The organism is Epilithonimonas pallida (assembly GCF_900182975.1).
Classification (GTDB): domain Bacteria; phylum Bacteroidota; class Bacteroidia; order Flavobacteriales; family Weeksellaceae; genus Epilithonimonas; species Epilithonimonas pallida.
The window spans coordinates 110,201-127,856 of the sequence record NZ_FXUO01000006.1; the positions used below are offsets into that span (position 1 = coordinate 110,201).

17 protein-coding genes and 1 tRNA gene are annotated in these 17,656 nt (G+C 33.3%); 6 read left to right on the plus strand and 12 right to left on the minus strand.

What is annotated here, in order from left to right; genetic code table 11:
* Positions 1 to 86 precede the first annotated feature (86 nt).
* From QOL71_RS12850 to QOL71_RS12860, 3 genes are all read right to left on the minus strand, one after another.
* Positions 87 to 159: transfer RNA gene (locus tag QOL71_RS12850), tRNA-Phe, on the minus strand.
* A 93-nt stretch (positions 160 to 252) separates the two neighbouring features.
* A complete protein-coding gene (locus QOL71_RS12855; RefSeq protein WP_283417309.1) occupies positions 253 to 2,097 on the minus strand; it encodes a bifunctional lysophospholipid acyltransferase family protein/GNAT family N-acetyltransferase in 1,845 nt (614 codons plus the stop codon).
* Positions 2,098 to 2,104: 7 nt separating this feature from the next.
* Positions 2,105 to 3,343: an aspartate kinase gene (locus tag QOL71_RS12860; protein ID WP_283417310.1), complete on the minus strand. Its 1,239-nt coding sequence runs from the start codon at positions 3,341 to 3,343 to the stop codon at positions 2,105 to 2,107.
* A 239-nt stretch (positions 3,344 to 3,582) separates the two neighbouring features.
* On the opposite strand from QOL71_RS12860, the gene fbp reads away from it, so the two are divergent.
* A complete protein-coding gene (gene fbp / locus QOL71_RS12865) occupies positions 3,583 to 4,602 on the plus strand; it encodes a class 1 fructose-bisphosphatase (RefSeq protein WP_283417311.1) in 1,020 nt (339 codons plus the stop codon).
* 59 nt (positions 4,603 to 4,661) lie between these two features.
* Complete coding sequence (locus QOL71_RS12870) at positions 4,662 to 5,669, plus strand: o-succinylbenzoate synthase (protein WP_283417312.1); 1,008 nt, start codon at positions 4,662 to 4,664, stop codon at positions 5,667 to 5,669.
* Here QOL71_RS12870 and QOL71_RS12875 read toward each other — a convergent pair.
* Complete coding sequence (locus QOL71_RS12875; protein WP_283417313.1) at positions 5,666 to 6,535, minus strand: T9SS type A sorting domain-containing protein; 870 nt, start codon at positions 6,533 to 6,535, stop codon at positions 5,666 to 5,668. The two genes, QOL71_RS12870 and QOL71_RS12875, sit on opposite strands and share 4 nt — an antisense overlap.
* A gap of 247 nt (positions 6,536 to 6,782) precedes the next feature.
* Here QOL71_RS12875 and QOL71_RS12880 point away from each other — a divergent pair, with 247 nt between their 5' ends.
* From QOL71_RS12880 to QOL71_RS12890, 4 genes are all read left to right on the plus strand, one after another.
* A complete protein-coding gene (locus QOL71_RS12880) occupies positions 6,783 to 7,061 on the plus strand; it encodes a co-chaperone GroES (RefSeq protein WP_072998155.1) in 279 nt (92 codons plus the stop codon).
* 48 nt (positions 7,062 to 7,109) lie between these two features.
* The gene (groL, locus tag QOL71_RS12885) at positions 7,110 to 8,732 is read left to right on the plus strand and encodes a chaperonin GroEL (protein WP_283417314.1); all 1,623 of its coding nucleotides are present in this window, start codon (positions 7,110 to 7,112) and stop codon (positions 8,730 to 8,732) included.
* Positions 8,733 to 8,950: 218 nt separating this feature from the next.
* Entirely contained in the window at positions 8,951 to 9,307 is a 357-nt protein-coding gene (locus tag QOL71_RS17730) for a HEPN domain-containing protein (protein WP_379954200.1), read from the plus strand.
* Between the two features lie 95 nt (positions 9,308 to 9,402).
* On the plus strand, positions 9,403 to 9,537 hold the full coding sequence (locus QOL71_RS12890) for a hypothetical protein (RefSeq protein ID WP_283417315.1): 135 nt from the start codon (positions 9,403 to 9,405) through the stop codon (positions 9,535 to 9,537).
* 137 nt (positions 9,538 to 9,674) lie between these two features.
* Here the strand turns inward: QOL71_RS12890 and QOL71_RS12895 are convergent, their stop codons facing one another.
* The 8 genes from QOL71_RS12895 to wecB all read right to left on the minus strand — a co-directional run bounded on the left by QOL71_RS12895 (position 9,675) and on the right by wecB (position 17,608).
* On the minus strand, positions 9,675 to 10,043 hold the full coding sequence (locus QOL71_RS12895; protein ID WP_120212887.1) for a septal ring lytic transglycosylase RlpA family protein: 369 nt from the start codon (positions 10,041 to 10,043) through the stop codon (positions 9,675 to 9,677).
* A 521-nt stretch (positions 10,044 to 10,564) separates the two neighbouring features.
* Entirely contained in the window at positions 10,565 to 11,866 is a 1,302-nt protein-coding gene (rimO, locus tag QOL71_RS12900) for a 30S ribosomal protein S12 methylthiotransferase RimO (protein ID WP_283417316.1), read from the minus strand.
* 62 nt (positions 11,867 to 11,928) lie between these two features.
* The gene (locus QOL71_RS12905) at positions 11,929 to 13,104 is read right to left on the minus strand and encodes a hypothetical protein (RefSeq protein WP_283417317.1); all 1,176 of its coding nucleotides are present in this window, start codon (positions 13,102 to 13,104) and stop codon (positions 11,929 to 11,931) included.
* On the minus strand, positions 13,091 to 13,636 hold the full coding sequence (rfbC, locus tag QOL71_RS12910; protein ID WP_283417318.1) for a dTDP-4-dehydrorhamnose 3,5-epimerase: 546 nt from the start codon (positions 13,634 to 13,636) through the stop codon (positions 13,091 to 13,093). Before rfbC ends, QOL71_RS12905 begins: the two co-directional genes overlap by 14 nt.
* Before the next feature lie 22 nt (positions 13,637 to 13,658).
* Entirely contained in the window at positions 13,659 to 14,099 is a 441-nt protein-coding gene (locus QOL71_RS12915; RefSeq protein WP_283417319.1) for an adenylyltransferase/cytidyltransferase family protein, read from the minus strand.
* Positions 14,100 to 14,116: 17 nt separating this feature from the next.
* On the minus strand, positions 14,117 to 15,073 hold the full coding sequence (locus tag QOL71_RS12920; RefSeq protein WP_283417320.1) for a sugar transferase: 957 nt from the start codon (positions 15,071 to 15,073) through the stop codon (positions 14,117 to 14,119).
* 193 nt (positions 15,074 to 15,266) lie between these two features.
* Complete coding sequence (locus tag QOL71_RS12925; RefSeq protein WP_283417321.1) at positions 15,267 to 16,472, minus strand: glycosyltransferase family 4 protein; 1,206 nt, start codon at positions 16,470 to 16,472, stop codon at positions 15,267 to 15,269.
* Positions 16,473 to 16,474: 2 nt separating this feature from the next.
* Complete coding sequence (gene wecB, locus QOL71_RS12930; RefSeq protein ID WP_283417322.1) at positions 16,475 to 17,608, minus strand: non-hydrolyzing UDP-N-acetylglucosamine 2-epimerase; 1,134 nt, start codon at positions 17,606 to 17,608, stop codon at positions 16,475 to 16,477.
* Positions 17,609 to 17,656 lie beyond the last annotated feature (48 nt).

Sequence of the window (17,656 nt, forward strand, 5' to 3'; positions counted from 1 at the left end):
GTTCTAAATTCTCAACTATAAAAAACAAAAAAAATGGGCGTATATAAACGTTTATCGCTTATCTACTACCCATTTTTGTTTTATTGTGGTTTCTCCAGGGATCGAACCAGGGACACACGGATTTTCAGTCCGTTGCTCTACCAACTGAGCTAAGAAACCATACTCTATTGTTGTTTTGAGTGGTGCAAAAGTATATTCTTTATTCTTATAATGCAAATTATATTAGAATTTCTTCGCATATTTCTATAAAAATCATTGATTATCAGAAGATTTTTTTTCGGTCTGCGCTTTGAAAAAATCACTCAATTCTTCCAAAACTGGCTTGATTGTATCTTCCGGAAGATCACTAATCCTGATATACATCAATCCGTCAATCGCATCATTGAAATTAGGATCGACATTAAAAGCAATCATTTTTGCATTTTGTTTAATATATTTCTTAATCAAAACAGGCAATCTTAATTCAGGTTCAAGATCATCAATGATCTTATCCAGCTTATTGAGATCAGCATCCATATCTTCAAAGAATAAGGCTTTATCACGCTCCTTCATCACCACCTTGAATTCATTTTTTGGGTGAATGTATTGAGCCACTGCAGAATCATAATAATGAGAGCGCATAAACTCTATCATCAAAGATTTTGAAAACTCTGAAAACTTGTTACTGATACTCACACCGCCCATCAGGAATTTGTGTTCCGGATTTCTTAGACAAACGTGAACAATTCCTCTCCAAAGCAGGAATAATGGAAAAGGTTTTTGCTGATATTCAACAGAAATATAGGCGCGTCCCATTTCGATTACCTTTCGGAAAAACGGTTGTAATTCAGGATCATATTCGAAAAGTGAGCTGGTATAAAATCCATTGATGCCGTATTTTTTCATCACTTCGGAACCCAGCGCCATTCTGTAAGCTCCAACCAGCTTTTTATCTGCATTATCCCAAAGAAAAAGATGATGATAATGATTATCGTACTCATCCAGGTCAAAAGGCAAATTAGTACCTTCACCAATGGCCCGAAAGGTCAGTTCTCTTTGCCTTCCGATTTCTCTCATTATGGAAGGAATCTCTTCTGACTTGGTAAAGAAAACGTCATAATCGCCGTGAGAAAAAAGCCTTTTGTTTTCGGTATTTTTCAGTGTATTGATTTCATTAATGATGTCTTCTACAGGTGTCTCATCAATGATATTCTGGACTATATTATTCTGTTTCTGAAGTGGTAATTTAAGCGCCATATTAGGCAGCTTCAGTTTCTCAGTAATACTTTTTCTCCGTTCATAATAAGACTTCAGCATATAAACCTTATTATAGAGATAATCGCCCAGCTCTTCAATCGTTTCCTCCTCTTCCATTTGTTTCACAGAGATTGGCTTTCCGATCCGGATTCTGATCGGCTTATCTCTTTTCTTCATCATTTCTGCTGGCAGCATCATCGTTTGCAAATCAGGGTGCAGCTTGGCTACATTATAAAACATTTGGCTGTTGGTCGCGTGAAAATACATTGGAACAACAGGGACTTTTGCTTTTTTGATAATTTTCAGCGCCGTTTTTCCCCACGGCCTGTCGAGAACTTCGCCATATTCGTTATTTTTATTAGAAACTTCACCGGCAGGAAAAATCCCCAAACATCCACCCTCTTCCAAATGTTTGAAAGTTTCTCTCATTCCGGAAGAACTGCTGTAAGCTTCTTTTCTGCTTTCGAAAGGATTAACGGAAATAACGAAAGGAGCCATTGGTTCTATTTTCGATAACAGGAAATTTCCCATTACTTTGAAATCCGGGCGAACACGTAACAAGATTTTACACATCAATATACCGTCCAATGCACCAAGCGGATGATTGGAAACTATAATGAACGGGCCCGTTTTCGGAACTTTGGCAAGATCTTCTTCAAATACAATATAACTAAGGTCCTGCTCTCTGATAAATTCATCAAAAAACTCTACACCTTTTGTATGTTTGAGTTTGTTGTATAGATTATTAACATCATTGATCTTAGCAAGATTCATTATAGCTGAAGCCACAGGTTTCTTGAGGAAACCAATTTTATCCAGTCCGGATGCTTTTATCAAGTCTTCTTTGGAAATTAAGCTCATAGTTTTTTTATGCGGTTACCATTTGGAAGGTTTTTTTGGAGATCTGTTCCAACAGGACTTTTTTGTCTTTGTAGAATTGATCCAGTTTTTCCAGCTCAGCATTTCTAACCGTGAACAATGATACATTCTTAGTCATCTGAGTGATGAAACTCTGCTGCAATTCTTCATTAAGCTGGTTGGCATTTCCAAATTTATCTTCCAAACATAAAGCTAATGAAATTGCTGAATTCTGCATCAAAGAAACTTTAATTTTATATTTTGCCAGAAGTGTAAAGATCAAACTCATATGATCCTCAGCAATAAAGGAAAAATCCCTTGTTTCCACATTCAGCAACGTTTGATTTTCTTTCAGGATGTAACTTTCGATCAATTCATTTTCCTCGGAATTTCCTACTTTGGTTCCCGGTTTTTTAGGCTCTACAAAAGATTTTACAAAAAACGGAATATTCTTCTGCTTAAGCGGCTGAAGCGTTTTTGGGTGAATTACCGATGCTCCGTAATAAGCCATTTCGATCGCTTCTTCGTAAGAAATATGAGATAGCAATTCTACATTTTCAAATTTTCTCGGATCACCAGTCATCACACCTGGAACATCTTTCCAGATTGTCATTTCGTCAGCATTAAGACAATAAGCGAAAATCGCCGCCGTATAATCTGAACCTTCTCTACCTAATGTCACTGTAAAATTATTACTTTCCGAACCAATAAAACCCTGTGTCACATAACAGTTGATCTTATCCAGTTTAGAAATATTCTGTTCAGTTTCCTGCCAGTTCACAATTCCTTCTCGGTAATTACTGTCCGTTTTGATATAGTCTCTCGCATCCAGCCAATGGTTGAAAAACTGAATATCATTCAAATATTCGCTTAAAATTTTAGATGAAATCATCTCTCCGCAACTCACTACTTGGTCATAAACGAAATTATAATTTGGTGATTTATTTCTTCTTAAAAATGAATCGATATCATCAAAAAACAAAGAAATCTCTCCAAAAACCGGATGATTTTCTGAAAATAAACCTTTAGCAATATCGATGTGATTTTTTTTGATTAATTCAATTTCTGCCTGATAATCCTGTTTCTTGAAATAAAACTCGACCACTTTCTCTAGCGCATTGGTTGTTTTTCCCATTGCTGAAACCACCAGCAGACATTTTTCAAAACCCTGTGTTTCAAGAACCAAGGCCACATTTTTCACACCTTCGGCATCTTTTACAGATGCTCCACCAAATTTGTAAACTTTCATTAGATTTTTAACTGTTAGAATTTATTTGTCAATCAAAAAATGGTTAATTGATTATTAACCTTCAAAAATATTAATAATGAACGAAATATGAAAATTGACACTTAATTTCCAATGCTTCGAAATGAAATAATAAAACCATATTAATCTATATTATAATGATTATTATCAATTCTTGATGAATTTAGTTTTATTTGATTAAAAAAAAATTTAGTTTTGTAGGAAATCAAATCAACCAATTTATGTCGCATCAGGGTTTACAGACTTTAGGAGAATTTATCATTGAAAAACAGGATGATTTCAAGTATTCTACAGGGGAACTTTCCCGTCTCATCAGTTCCATCAGGATTGCATCAAAAGTTGTCAACCGAGAAGTGAACAAAGCCGGAATTGCTGACATCATTGGAAATGTAGGTAATCAAAATATCCAAGGCGAAGATCAGCAAAAATTAGATGTTTTAGCCAATGATATTTTCATCGCAGCTTTATCTCAAAGAGAAGTTGTCTGTGGAATTGCTTCCGAAGAAAGTGATGATTTTATAGAAATCAAATGCACCGAAAATGCTCACCTCAGCAAATATGTTGTATTGATCGATCCTTTGGACGGATCTTCTAATATTGATGTCAATGTTTCTGTAGGTACAATTTTTTCCATTTACAGAAGAGTTACAAATCCCGGAACTCCTGTTGAGCTTAAAGATTTTTTACAAAAAGGCGTTAACCAGGTTGCCGCAGGCTATATTGTTTACGGTTCTTCTACAATGATTGTTTATACTACCGGGAACGGAGTGAATGGATTCACACTCGATCCTTCCATCGGAACTTATTACCTCTCCCATAAAAACATCAAATTCCCAACTTCCGGGAAAATCTATTCTATTAATGAAGGTAATTACATCAAGTTTCCCCAAGGTGTGAAAGATTATATCAAATATTGCCAGGAAGAAGAAGGTGACAGACCTTACACCTCCCGTTACATCGGATCATTAGTATCTGATTTTCACAGAAATATGTTAAAAGGAGGCATCTACATCTACCCTTCCACTTCACAATCTCCTAATGGAAAACTGAGACTGCTTTATGAATGCAATCCAATGGCATTTTTAGCCGAACAAGCTGGCGGAAAATGCAGTGACGGATTCAAAAGAATTATGGAAATCGAACCAACAGAACTACATCAGCGCGTTCCTTTTTTCTGCGGCAGCGCTGCAATGGTCACCAAAGCCGAAGAATTTATGGCAAAAGCTGTCAACAAAAAATAATATTAAAATTTTAAATCATATAAAAGACCGGTTCGTCGGTCTTTTCTTATTTTTGTAGTATGAAGACGGCAAAATTTCATCAATATATTCTGAATTTTAAAGTACCAAGCGGAACTTCGCGCGGTGTTCTGAATACCAAAGAAACTTATTTTATAGAAATCTTTGAAGGTGATAAAAAGGGAATCGGAGAATGTTCTCTTTTCCGGGGATTAAGTTTTGATGATGATGATGACTATGAAAATGCTTTGGAATGGGCTTGCCGAAATATTAATTTGAAACTGGAAGAACTGCAGGAAGAATTGGTCAATCATCCTTCTATTATTTTCGGAATCGAGCAGGCGCTTCTTAATCTTGAGCATCAGGGAGATCTTTATTTTCCAAGTGAATTTACAGAAGGAAAAGATTCGATTAAGATTAATGGTTTAATTTGGATGGGTGATTCAGATTATATGCAGTCTCAAATTGAGGAAAAAATAAAGAATAATTTTACTTGCATTAAACTAAAAGTTGGAACCGATTGGGATTCTGAAAAAAAAATATTAAAATCTTTAAGACAAAAATTCCCGAAAGATAAAATCGAACTTCGTGTGGATGCCAACGGCGCTTTTTCTCCGGAACAGGCTAAAATTGTTTTACAGGAATTAGCAGCTCTCGATATTCATTCAATAGAACAACCGATCAAAGCCGGAGATTGGGAAGCAATGGCGGAACTTTGTAAAAATACGCCGACACCAATTGCTTTAGACGAAGAACTGATTGGCATTCTTAATTATGAATCCAAAAAAGATCTATTGAAAATTATCAAACCTCAATATATTATTTTAAAACCAAGTTTGATTGGAGGATTTTCCGGATCTGATGAATGGATAGAATTAGCTGAGCAAAATAACATCGGTTGGTGGATCACTTCTGCTCTGGAAAGCAACATCGGCCTCAATGCTATTGCTCAATATACTTACATCAAAAAAAATCCGATGCCACAAGGTTTGGGCACCGGAAGTCTGTTTACCAATAATTTTGAAACACCTTTATTTTTAAAAGGCGAAAATCTTTGGTATAAGAATTAATTTTTAATAATTTTCTGACTAAACATCTCGTTATCTTTTGTTTTGATTTTCAAGATATATTCGCCATTCGATAATGTTGAAAGATTAATTGTTGATACATTTTCGTAGCTGTTAATCACTCTTCCATCCATTGAATAAACCTGAACATTTCTTACCTGATCTGAAAATTTAAGATCATTTTTAACAAGGGTGTTAAGCACGATCTGTTTTTTTGTCGTGTCAGAAATCGCTAATGTTTGAGTAAAGATGTATGCGCCTGTTACAACATTAAAGCTCACGTTGAAATTTCCGGCAACCGTAGCATTAATATTACCTCCGGCAAGTACAGCTATACCATTCGGAAACAAACTTGTTCCACTATTTCCCCAACTCACGAGCCAGCCGGCTTCCAATCGGAATTTGAATTCTCCAACAGGCATACTACAATTGTTCAAATTATAGGTAATCCCGTCAACAGTATTTAGAAAAATATCTGTAGTCCATGCTGTTCCTATATTTTGTCCACAAATTGAAACCCTTGGAAAAGCAGTCAAAACAAACGCATAAACTCCTGTTAATTTGTTAAAAGTAATATTATAAATCCCACCTGTTGTAACATTAATATTAGCACCCGAAAGAATTCCTACTCCAACAGGAAAACTTCCTGAACCCCAACTATTTGTCCAACTGTGATTTTCCCGAAATTTGACTTCTCCGGGCACAAGCGTTACATTAGTTGCAGTATAAAGAACCCCACTTATGGAAGGTGCTAAATCTATGTCATTATTCCAGTTATTAAACTGTTGCCCAGTTAAAGAAATGGTTTGAGCATTACATACAAAACTTGCCAAAATAAGGCATAATCCAAGAAATAGTTTTTTAATCATGACTTAAAATTTTTTATTTATTAATAATCATTATCCAAATTGTTTGCCAAATAACTCTTATATAATCTTAATTTTTTACGAAAAATTCAACAATAAACAACTATGATAAATACTGACAATTTTTCACATCATTTAAAAAAATTCTGCCAAATATTACGTTTTGGTAATGAATTAAGACATCAAAAATAATTGGCACATTGTTGGAGACTAACCAGTCAGAATAAATATTAAAAAATTATATATAATTATGTCAGTAAATTTTAAACCATTAGCAGACAGAGTTTTGGTAGAACCAACTCCAGCTGAAACAAAAACAGCATCAGGAATCATTATCCCGGACACAGCAAAAGAAAAACCACAAGAAGGAACTGTTGTTGCGGTAGGACCAGGAAAAAAAGATGAACCTACCACTGTAAAAGTTGGCGACAAAGTTCTTTATGGAAAATATTCCGGAACTGAATTGAAGTTTGAAGGTAAAGACTACCTGATTGTAAAAGAAGGAGATTTACTAGGAATCATCGGTTAATATTAAAAATTCATCTGAAATTAAAATTTTCGACTAAATCAAAAAATTATGGCAAAAGAAATAAAATTCGATATCGAATCAAGAGACGCTCTTAAAAGAGGTGTTGATGCATTAGCTAATGCAGTAAAGGTAACTCTGGGACCAAAAGGTAGAAATGTTGTCATTGAAAAATCTTTCGGTGCCCCTCACGTTACAAAAGACGGTGTTTCTGTAGCAAAAGAAATCGAACTTGAAGACAGAGTAGAAAACATGGGAGCGCAAATGGTGAAAGAAGTAGCTTCTAAAACCAATGACATCGCTGGTGACGGTACAACTACAGCTACCGTTCTGGCACAGGCTATTGTAAGAGAAGGTCTTAAAAACGTAGCAGCCGGCGCTAACCCAATGGACCTGAAAAGAGGAATTGACAAAGCGGTTTCTGCAGTTGTTGAAAACCTGAAATCCCAATCTCAGACTGTTGGTGACAATAATGATAAAATCAAACAAGTTGCTTCTGTTTCTGCGAACAACGATGAGACAATTGGTTCCCTAATCGCTGAGGCGTTTGGAAAAGTTGGTAAAGAAGGTGTGATCACTGTAGAAGAAGCAAAAGGTATTGACACAACTGTAGATGTTGTAGAAGGTATGCAGTTTGACAGAGGTTACCAGTCTCCATATTTCGTGACCAATCCTGAAAAAATGGTTGCAGAGTTGGACAATCCTTATATTCTTTTAGTTGAGAAAAAAATCTCTTCAATGAAAGAATTATTACCAGTTCTTGAGCCTGTAGCACAAGGTGGAAAATCTTTATTGATTATTTCTGAAGAAGTTGAAGGTGAAGCTTTGGCAACTCTGGTAGTAAACAAATTGAGAGGTTCTCTTAAAATTGCCGCAGTTAAAGCTCCAGGATTCGGAGATAGAAGAAAAGCAATGCTGGAAGATATCGCTATCTTAACTGGTGGACAGGTTATCTCTGAAGAAAGAGGTTTCACAATGGAAAATGCTTCTATTGAAATTTTGGGAACTGCCGAGAAAGTAGTAATTGACAAAGATAATACAACTATCGTGAACGGCGGCGGTGATGAGGCTCAAATCAAAGGAAGAGTAGCTCAGATCAAAGCTCAGATGGAAACTACAACTTCTGACTATGACAGAGAAAAACTTCAGGAGAGATTGGCTAAACTAGCTGGCGGTGTTGCTGTACTTTACGTAGGTGCTGCTTCTGAAGTAGAAATGAAAGAGAAAAAAGACAGAGTGGACGATGCCCTTCATGCTACAAGAGCAGCTGTTGAAGAAGGTATTGTTGCAGGTGGAGGTGTTGCATTGGTAAGAGCCGTTGCCGCGCTTAACTTCGAAGGTGATAATGCTGACGAAACAACCGGTATCAAAATTGTAAAAAGAGCGATTGAAGAGCCATTAAGACAAATCGTGGCTAATGCCGGTGGTGAAGGTTCTGTTATTGTAGCTAAAGTAGCTGAAGGACAAGGAGACTTCGGGTACAATGCTAAGTCTGACGAATACGTGAATATGCTGGAAGCAGGAATCATTGACCCTACAAAAGTAACAAGAGTTGCTTTGGAAAATGCTGCTTCTGTCGCCGGAATGCTTTTGACAACGGAATGTGTTATCACAGAAGTTAAAAAAGATGAACCTGCAATGCCAATGGGTGGCGGAATGCCAGGAATGATGTAACGGTCAGCAGCCGAAGCAATATAAATTAAACCGTTCAGATTTTCTGAGCGGTTTTTTTGTATTTTTATAATATGAATTATAAAGCTACAGATATCGTCTATCAAGCATAAAAATTTGAAAACGCAAGTCTTATTTTAGAGCAAAATCATATTAAAAAAAATAACAATCTTATTAAAGAAAAAACTTTAATACTAAATAAGCAAAGTTTTACTCACGAAATTGAGCCTGCATTAACTTTATGCGGACTATCATTAGAATTATACTTAAAAGCGATATACTTCCACGAAAATGGCAAACCTAAAAATGGTCACGATATTTTTAAGCTATACAATTCCTTAAGCCCAAACTCAAAGAATTCTATTATAAACTTCTTTAATACAAATAAAGAAAGTTTTATTAAGATTTATGAAAATTTCATTACGCATAATCATATAAAAATCATTTCATTTGAGGAGACTCTAAAAGAATTATCAGACATATTTATAAGCATGCGATATATGTATGAAAATTTAAGCAATCAAAAGAATTTATTATTTAGAGAACTTTATAAGGCAAAGTTTTGTAAACAGGATTAATGAACTTAATTTCTTAGATTACTTATTAGACTGATTAATTTATATTTGTAGTTAAAATAACAACGCCAATTAACAACGAATCTGAATTGAAAGGAATGCAGAAAGCCGGCAAAACGGTTGCCTATACTTTGAAAGCAATGATAGATTTTGCAAAACCGGGAATAAGACGATTTCGGAGGAAAGATTGGACAATGATTGGGAACAAAGGCGGTTTTATGACACAACACTAACACACACTTGTCATTACAGACGGAAAACCAATTACCCTAACAGTAATGAATGAAATCTGGAATTAAAAACCATCATATACTAAAAACAAAAAACCATCTCGTTTTGAGATGGTTTTTCTTTTTAATGTAAGATAATCTTAGTCGATAATTTCATATTCAATGGCGATAGTACCTTTTCTGGTATCTGCGATTGAACTAAATGCAGCTTTGGATAGATCAAAGGCTCTTGAAGAATGGTAAGGACCTCTGTCATTCACTTTCACTACAACACTCTTCCCAGAAATCAAATTAGTAATCTTTACTTCTGTTCCAAAAGGAAGGGTTCTGTTAGCAGCGGTTAACTCTTTATTATTGAAAATCTCTCCGCTTGCTGTTTTTCTACCATTAAATTTATCGTGGTAGAACGATGCAAAACTTGTTTTGGCATCTGTGGCATTACTCTTGAAGGAATAAATACCAAGTGTTGAAATCATCATTATGATTACGAGAATAACTCTTTTCATCATTTTGAACATATTTATTGGTTTTGACTCTGCAAAGATATTCGGAATGATGTCTGAAACATCGCTTTTGGGTTTCAGATGCTGCGAACACGACAAAAACAAAATTTTGATAGCCGCAATGTAGCTATAGTAAGGTGATCACATAATTTGTTAAAAAATGTTAATTATTTTATAACATTCTTAAAAATTCCACATTATAATAACCTACCAAAAATAACAAAAACACTGAAAATCAATATTTTAAATTTTAAACACCAATTTGACATTATCAATATAAAACAATATTAAATCAATGTTAGCTAAATATAAATACTATAAAGCAAAATAATATATCGATTCGATGAAAAATAGTAAATTTAATTATCAATAATTTAAAATATTAAAATTTAAGCTATTTAAAGACCTAAAAGAAATGACAAACAATTGAAAAACAACAACTTATACAAATTCATTGTTTTTTTTAACAAAAACAAAAAAACACCAACTTAAAAATAAGATGGTGTTTTTATTATAAAAATGTTGAGTTATACTAATTCTCCAATCAAATCGTAATCCTCAGCTGAAGTAATTTTGACGTTAGCAAACTCTCCAATAGAGATATAAACGTCTTTTGCAGAAACTAAAACCGTATTATCAACGTCGGGAGAATCATATTCCGTTCTTCCTACGAAATAATCACCTTCCTTTCTGTCAAATATACATTTGAAAATTTTACCAACTTTCGCCTGATTTTTCTCCCAAGAAATTTGCTGTTGAATTTCCATAATCTCCTCTACTCTTTTCTGTTTCACCTCGTCCGAAATGTTATCTTCCAAAACATAAGCCGTCGTATTTTCCTCGTGAGAATATGTAAAGCAACCTAATCGGTCAAATCGCTGGTCTCGCACCCATTGTTTTAATTCCTCGAATCTTTCTTCTGTTTCTCCAGGAAAACCAACAATCAAGGTTGTTCTGATCGCCATATCCGGCACTTTCTCACGGAATTTGTCCAGAAGAGCATTGGTCTTCTCGAACGTCGTTCCTCGTTTCATTGCTTTCAACAATTCTGTGTTGATGTGCTGAAGCGGTATATCGATATAATTACAAATCTTTGGCTCTGTTCTGATAATATCCAGAACATCTTCTGGAAATCCTGTTGGGAAGGCATAATGAAGACGAATCCATTCAATACCGTCCACTTTGATGAGTTCCTGTAAAAGTTCACCGAGAGCTCTTTTTTTATAAATATCCAACCCGTAAAAAGTCAAATCCTGAGCGATAAGAATTAATTCCTTAACTCCTTTTTTTGCAAGCTTTTGCGCCTCGATAACCAATTTTTCAATAGGTGTGGAAATATGCCCACCTCTCATCAAAGGGATTGCACAGAACGAGCAAGGCCTGTCACAGCCTTCAGAAATTTTTAGATAGGCGTAATGCTTGGGAGTTGTTGTTAACCGCTCTCCTACCAATTCGTGTTTGTAGTCCGCACCAAGATGCTTCAATAAAATTGGCAAATCGCGCGTCCCAAAATACTGATCAACATCGGGAATCTCACGAATCAAGTCAGGTTTATACCTTTCGGAAAGACAACCTGTTACGAAGACCTTTTCTACAACACCCTGATTTTTCAGATCCACATATTCTAAAATCGTATTAATGCTTTCTTCTTTTGCGTTATCTATGAATCCACAGGTATTAATAACCACTACATCACCTTTTTCTTCATGCACGACTTGCTTTCCATTAGCTTCCAGCTGACCCATTAAAACTTCTGAATCATAGATATTTTTGGAACAGCCAAGAGTTACGATATTAATTTTCTTTTTACCTACAGATTTGGTACGCATTATTTACAATTTTAAGACTGCAAATTTAGGAATAAAAAAAGGAATCAAAAATTGACTCACTTTTATTGATAGTTAAAAATTAAAATGTCTCCCGGAGGGATATTATTAATAATTTCTTTTGAAGTTGTTTTATTAATCTTCCCCGTATTATTATCAATTATGGACACACCTGTCGTTACCTGGTAATTAAATGGCATCGATCTAAACATATCTTTATTTTGAATAATCACAAATCTCCCATTCTTACCTGACATAAAAGAGACCAATGCCCTTTTTTCAAAAGTTTTAAATTTTTTGAATTTTTTAGGTAGAAAATTCATTCTTTTTGTTCCAATTGGAATTGAATCGCCAATGTGAAATACAGAATCAACCTTTGATTGCAGAAAAACCCAGCTTAACCTTTTCACTTGTTCGTTAACAGCTTTTACTAAGCTGTAAGTAGGAGTTGGTTTTCCATTATTGTAAACAATAGAATAGCTATAATTATGTTTTTTCCAATATTCATCATCCATTGTGATATATGTAAAATACTCTAGTCCTTTAGCACCGTATAAAAGATTACTGAACTGTTGTAGCTTAAGTCCTCCTAATGTTGGCTTTTTATAGTCATAATGTATTGTTGAACAAGCATAAGCCCAAAATGGTTTATTAAATTCTTGTGAAATATTTTTAATTATTTCTAAATTTTGATACCAAGACTTTCTAATTTGATTATTGACAATGGGATAAAAATCAAATGATAACAAATCAGCATTTACTTGTTTCAAAAATAAGCTGACATAATCTTCATAATCTAAATCACCCAGCAAAGATTTAGTAGCATAATTAGGAAACAAGTTAGTATAGACAATATGCTTAGAATCTAATTTTTTAATTAACTCAATTAAATTCTTAACCCTATTAAAATCTTTTGAACTAGGTTCATCTGCTATAAAATAGCCATATAAAGCAGGATGATTACGAAATCTGAGAACTGTATTTTCAGTATTTGTTATCAATTCATCAGAGTAGGCAAGTATTTTTATATTTGCTTTTTGAGCAAGATCTAGAGCCAATTGTAATTGTTCGTTAGTTTTAAAAACAGTATAATTGATATTAAATCCTGCTTCTTTAAATTTTTTGAAGTTATATAAATTGGTTGTTTGCGGAGTAAAAGAATGGTATGCCATAATTGGCATTTCTTGTGCCTTAAATAAAATAGAAATAAAAAATAAAATTAATATTCTAAAAGTTTTCATCTTTAAAAGTGGATGATAGTTTATCTTTCTCGGACAAAATAATATCTTCAATAGCAAGCTTCCAATCAATTTTTAAATCTGCGTCATTCCAGTATACTGAGCCTTCAGAATCTCTATTATAATAATTATCACATTTATAGGAAAAGATAGCAGTCTCACTCAGTACAGAAAATCCATGTGCAAAACCTCTTGGAACATAAAGTTGTAAGTTATTTGAGTCTGTAAGTTCTATTCCAAACCATTTGCCGAAAGTTGATGAGTCTTTTCGAAGATCGACAGCAACATCCCAAACTCTTCCTTCCAAACATGAAACTAATTTTGCTTGAGCATATTCTCCTTTCTGTAAATGAAGTCCTCTCAAAACACCATAAGAAGATTTGGAAATATTATCCTGAACAAAATGCCCGTTCATACCAGTTAACTCTTCAAATTTTTTTTCATTAAATTTTTCAAAGAAGTAACCTCGGTCATCCTTAAAAATAGTTGGTTCAATGATATAACAATCATTTAATGGAGTTTCTTTTACTTTCATATTAAGGGTAACATCAATAATATCAATGTTTATTTAATTTATCTAATTCTTGCTCAAAAACAGCTTTTTTTAATGCCGAACTAGAAAATCTATGATCACGTTTGTTATAATAAATTTGAATCCCTTTCATTTCGCAATAATCTTTTCCTGTAAAGTTAACATCTCTGTAATCATCTCCTATAATCCTTACATCAATGACAAATGATTTCAAAATATCCATTAAATCATTTTCAGTATTATATGGAATAATTTCATCAACAGATCTACAAGCTTTTAACTGAATATATCTTTCAACAACAGATTGTGTGGGTTTATTCTTATTAGGTCTGTCAATAGTAGGATCTATTTGAAGACCTACAATCAAATAATCACAAACCGTTTTAGCTTCTTCCAACATTTTTATGTGTCCGGCATGTAACAAGTCAAAAGCTGAGAATGTTATTCCTATTTTTTCAGTTTTCATGATGGATTCAAAATTGATTAATTACTATTTAATGTTACGACTACTTTTATAGTTCTAAGAATAATCTCTATATCCATAAGCCACGAATAATTTTTGATATAATATAGATCATATTCTAGTTTTTTAAGATTATCTTCGGGTGTAGCTTTTGGCAAATGTACTTGAGCCCAACCAGTAACCCCTGGCTTCACAATATGTCTCAGATCAAAATAAGCATTTTCTTCATTATATATTTTAACAAACTCTGGTCTTTCCGGTCTTGGACCAATTAGACTCATATCGCCTTTTAAAATATTATAAATTTGAGGAAGTTCATCAATTTTTGATAACCTAAGAAACCTACCTGCAAAAGTTATTCTATCATCGTTTGTAGTTGTATAGCCTCCACTATGTTTCGATTTCATAGTTCTAAGCTTATAAATTTTAAAAATTTGGGAATTTCTTCCAACACGCTCTTGAATAAAAAATAATTTACCTGGAGATGTAACTAATGTAAGTAAGCAGCCAAATATGATTAATGGAATAGCTATAGGTAATAATAATAAAGTAACTATGACATCCACAATTCTTTTTGAAGAAAGACCGGAATGATGCTTTAGTCCAATAGAAAAAATATCGTCAGCTAAATACTCATTTGTATTAAGTTTTACTAAAGGAATTCTTTTATTGACTAGTTCATAGAATTCATGAGCTTCATATACTTTGACACCATTCAGTCTGGCATCAATAATATCATTGGTTAAATTTTCTGGCAAATGATTAAGATTTGAAGTTTCAATGACAATAGTTTTTATATTCAATCTGTTTACGTATTCTAAAATACTTTTATTGTTTCTTTCAGAATTATAAATAATCACTTTAAAAGATTTCTTTAGCTTCGAACCTCGAAACAACTTTAGTGATATATCACTTATATTAATAAAAAGACATCTTTCAACGGGATTAGATACATTTAAATATGGATTTATTTTCATAAAACATTCCTATATCCCTTAATCCTAATAGGAGTTATTTTTTTCATCATAATTAATTAGCCACTAGTTCAATGCAAATATATTAAAATTTTGTTAAAACAACTAGTAGAATAATATCTACATCCTTATCGATTTTTGTGAATCTCAAAAACAAATCCATTTATATAGGAATAATTACGTATTGTAAAATTTATTAAACAATTGATTTAAATTTATCTAATATAATATTTTCAGCAAACAGAGTTTCTGCTAATTCCCTCGCATTTTTCCCTTTCAATAATAATTCCGATTCATATTTATTTACCTTCAAATCATTTAGAAATGACAAAAGATCTGCTTTATTTTCGTGCTGAAAATAATATCCAATATTATATTCTTCAATTAGCAAAGCAATCTCAGAATTTTTATCACCAATATATAATATTGGTTTACCCGCAGCAAGAATATTATAAGTTTTCGATGGCACACCTAATCCATACATTCCTTTGGATAATGAAACAATGGCCAAATTGCAATTATTAAGCATATCATTTTGAAGATCTCTAGAAAAAGATTCTTTAAAAGATACATTTTTCATACCGTTTTTTTTAGAATATTTCACTAAACTGGACTTCAATTTACCATTGCCTATAAAATCAAAAAAAATTTCATCATTTTTTACATCTTTTATCACTTTAAATAAATAATCCAAACCTTGTACTGAACCTATATTTCCTGCATATTGAATTATTATTCTATTATCAAGATTAATTTTATTTGAAGGAGTTATATTTTCTGTATCAGCCCAATTTTCAATTATTTGAATATTTGGCTTTTGGTTGTAGTTAAAAAGTTTTTTCTCAAAAACGTTTTTCATATCTCTTCCAAGAACAATAATCTTTTCAAATTTTGAGTACGCTTTATTGAATATGTATTCAATAAATCTGTACTTAAAATTACTTTTATCTTTTATATACCCTCCAGCGACTGTATTTTCCGGAAATACATCATGAACAAGTATTGTAATTTTTGATTTTTTGATAACAGTAGCAAAAGAAGCAAGCACAACAAATGTAGCCGGATTTGTTACAGTAAAGACCTTATCCCCTTTTTTTGTTTTAAATAACAAATGACAAAAAAAAGTAAATGATAAGGCTAAAAAATTAATAATTCTAGACCAATTTTTATTTTTATCTACTTGAAATGTTTTGATTCTGCGAAGTTTTACAGCGGGATTCAATTTTAAATATAATTCTTGCTCATTTGGTTTTTGAAGTACTGATTCTCCACAAATTACTTCAACATCATATTTTTCAGTTAGCTTATTACAAACTGTGGTCATAATATAGGATGTCGCAGTTTCATCAGGAAAAAAAAATTCTGAATAAACCCAGAGTTTATCTTTTTTAATATTGTTCATTGTTATTTGCTCCAGACCACCCTGTTTACATAGTCTGTATAACTTAAAATTATTCTTACTACTTTCTCAGAGACATTCGGCATCGAATAATCCGAAACCGGTCTGTAGTTCCTTTCTTTTCCCGTTTTCTGCTGCTGAAGCTGGGCTAATCCCTGTAAAATTCTTTCAGGAGATAAACCCACCATCATTACAGAAGCTTCTTCCATTGCTTCAGGTCTTTCGTGGGCATCTCTTATATTCAGCGCTCTGAAATTTAATATTGATGACTCTTCTGAAATAGTACCGGAATCTGACAAAACAGCATAACTTCTCATCTGCAAAGCATTATAATCATGAAAACCAAGCGGTTTCAAGAACTGAATTTCCGGTCTTACAGATACATTCTTTTTGTCGATCATATTTCGTGTTCTAGGATGAGTAGAAACAATTATCGGATAACCAAACTTTTCTGCAATTGCATTTAAGCTTTCTATCAATCCGTTGAAATTTTTCTCAGAATTAATATTTTCTTCTCTGTGAGATGATACAACAAAATATTTTCCTTCTTCCAAATCCAGACGGCTTAAAACATCTGAGCTTCCGATCTCGGGAAGATAATGATTCAGTACTTCAAACATCGGAGAACCTGTTTTAATGATTCTGTCTGCAGGAAGCCCCTCTCTTAATAAATATTCTCTTGCAATATCAGAATATGTTAAATTGACATCTGATGTATGATCTACAATTTTTCTGTTGGTTTCTTCCGGAACTCTCTGATCGAAACATCTGTTTCCTGCCTCCATGTGGAAAATAGGAATCTGTCTTTTCTTTGCAGGAATTGCGCAAAGACAAGAATTGGTGTCTCCTAACACTAAAAAAGCTTCGGGCTGTAATTCTTCCAGAAGAGGATCTATCTTAATTAAAATATTTCCAACGGTTTCTGTTGCGGTTTTTCCTGCTGCTTCAAGAAAATAGTCTGGTTTGCGAAGTCCCAAATCTTCAAAAAATATCTGATTAAGCTCATAATCATAATTCTGTCCTGTATGGACGATAATATGCTCAATAGCTTCAGAAGCATCTAAAGCCGATAATACTCTTGATAGTCTAATGATCTCCGGTCGTGTACCTACAACCGTCATTACTTTTAATTTTTTCATTGTATTTTCTTGCCTTTGCAAAGATAAAATTTAGTATCTGTTAATTGG

Bases quoted from the DNA above. Each gene is read 5' to 3' on its own strand.
- QOL71_RS12870 (WP_283417312.1), top strand. From the start codon at position 4,662: ATGAAGACGGCAAAATTTCATCAATATATTCTGAATTTTAAAGTACCA.
- QOL71_RS12915 (WP_283417319.1), bottom strand. From the start codon at position 14,099: ATGAAAACTGAAAAAATAGGAATAACATTCTCAGCTTTTGACTTGTTA.
- fbp (WP_283417311.1), top strand. From the start codon at position 3,583: ATGTCGCATCAGGGTTTACAGACTTTAGGAGAATTTATCATTGAAAAA.
- QOL71_RS12890 (WP_283417315.1), top strand. From the start codon at position 9,403: ATGCAGAAAGCCGGCAAAACGGTTGCCTATACTTTGAAAGCAATGATA.
- QOL71_RS12860 (WP_283417310.1), bottom strand. From the start codon at position 3,343: ATGAAAGTTTACAAATTTGGTGGAGCATCTGTAAAAGATGCCGAAGGT.
- wecB (WP_283417322.1), bottom strand. From the start codon at position 17,608: ATGAAAAAATTAAAAGTAATGACGGTTGTAGGTACACGACCGGAGATC.
- rimO (WP_283417316.1), bottom strand. From the start codon at position 11,866: ATGCGTACCAAATCTGTAGGTAAAAAGAAAATTAATATCGTAACTCTT.
- QOL71_RS12925 (WP_283417321.1), bottom strand. From the start codon at position 16,472: ATGAACAATATTAAAAAAGATAAACTCTGGGTTTATTCAGAATTTTTT.
- QOL71_RS12920 (WP_283417320.1), bottom strand. From the start codon at position 15,073: ATGAAAATAAATCCATATTTAAATGTATCTAATCCCGTTGAAAGATGT.
- QOL71_RS12855 (WP_283417309.1), bottom strand. From the start codon at position 2,097: ATGAGCTTAATTTCCAAAGAAGACTTGATAAAAGCATCCGGACTGGAT.
- QOL71_RS12895 (WP_120212887.1), bottom strand. From the start codon at position 10,043: ATGATGAAAAGAGTTATTCTCGTAATCATAATGATGATTTCAACACTT.
- QOL71_RS12875 (WP_283417313.1), bottom strand. From the start codon at position 6,535: ATGATTAAAAAACTATTTCTTGGATTATGCCTTATTTTGGCAAGTTTT.
- groL (WP_283417314.1), top strand. From the start codon at position 7,110: ATGGCAAAAGAAATAAAATTCGATATCGAATCAAGAGACGCTCTTAAA.
- rfbC (WP_283417318.1), bottom strand. From the start codon at position 13,636: ATGAAAGTAAAAGAAACTCCATTAAATGATTGTTATATCATTGAACCA.
- QOL71_RS12880 (WP_072998155.1), top strand. From the start codon at position 6,783: ATGTCAGTAAATTTTAAACCATTAGCAGACAGAGTTTTGGTAGAACCA.
- QOL71_RS12905 (WP_283417317.1), bottom strand. From the start codon at position 13,104: ATGAAAACTTTTAGAATATTAATTTTATTTTTTATTTCTATTTTATTT.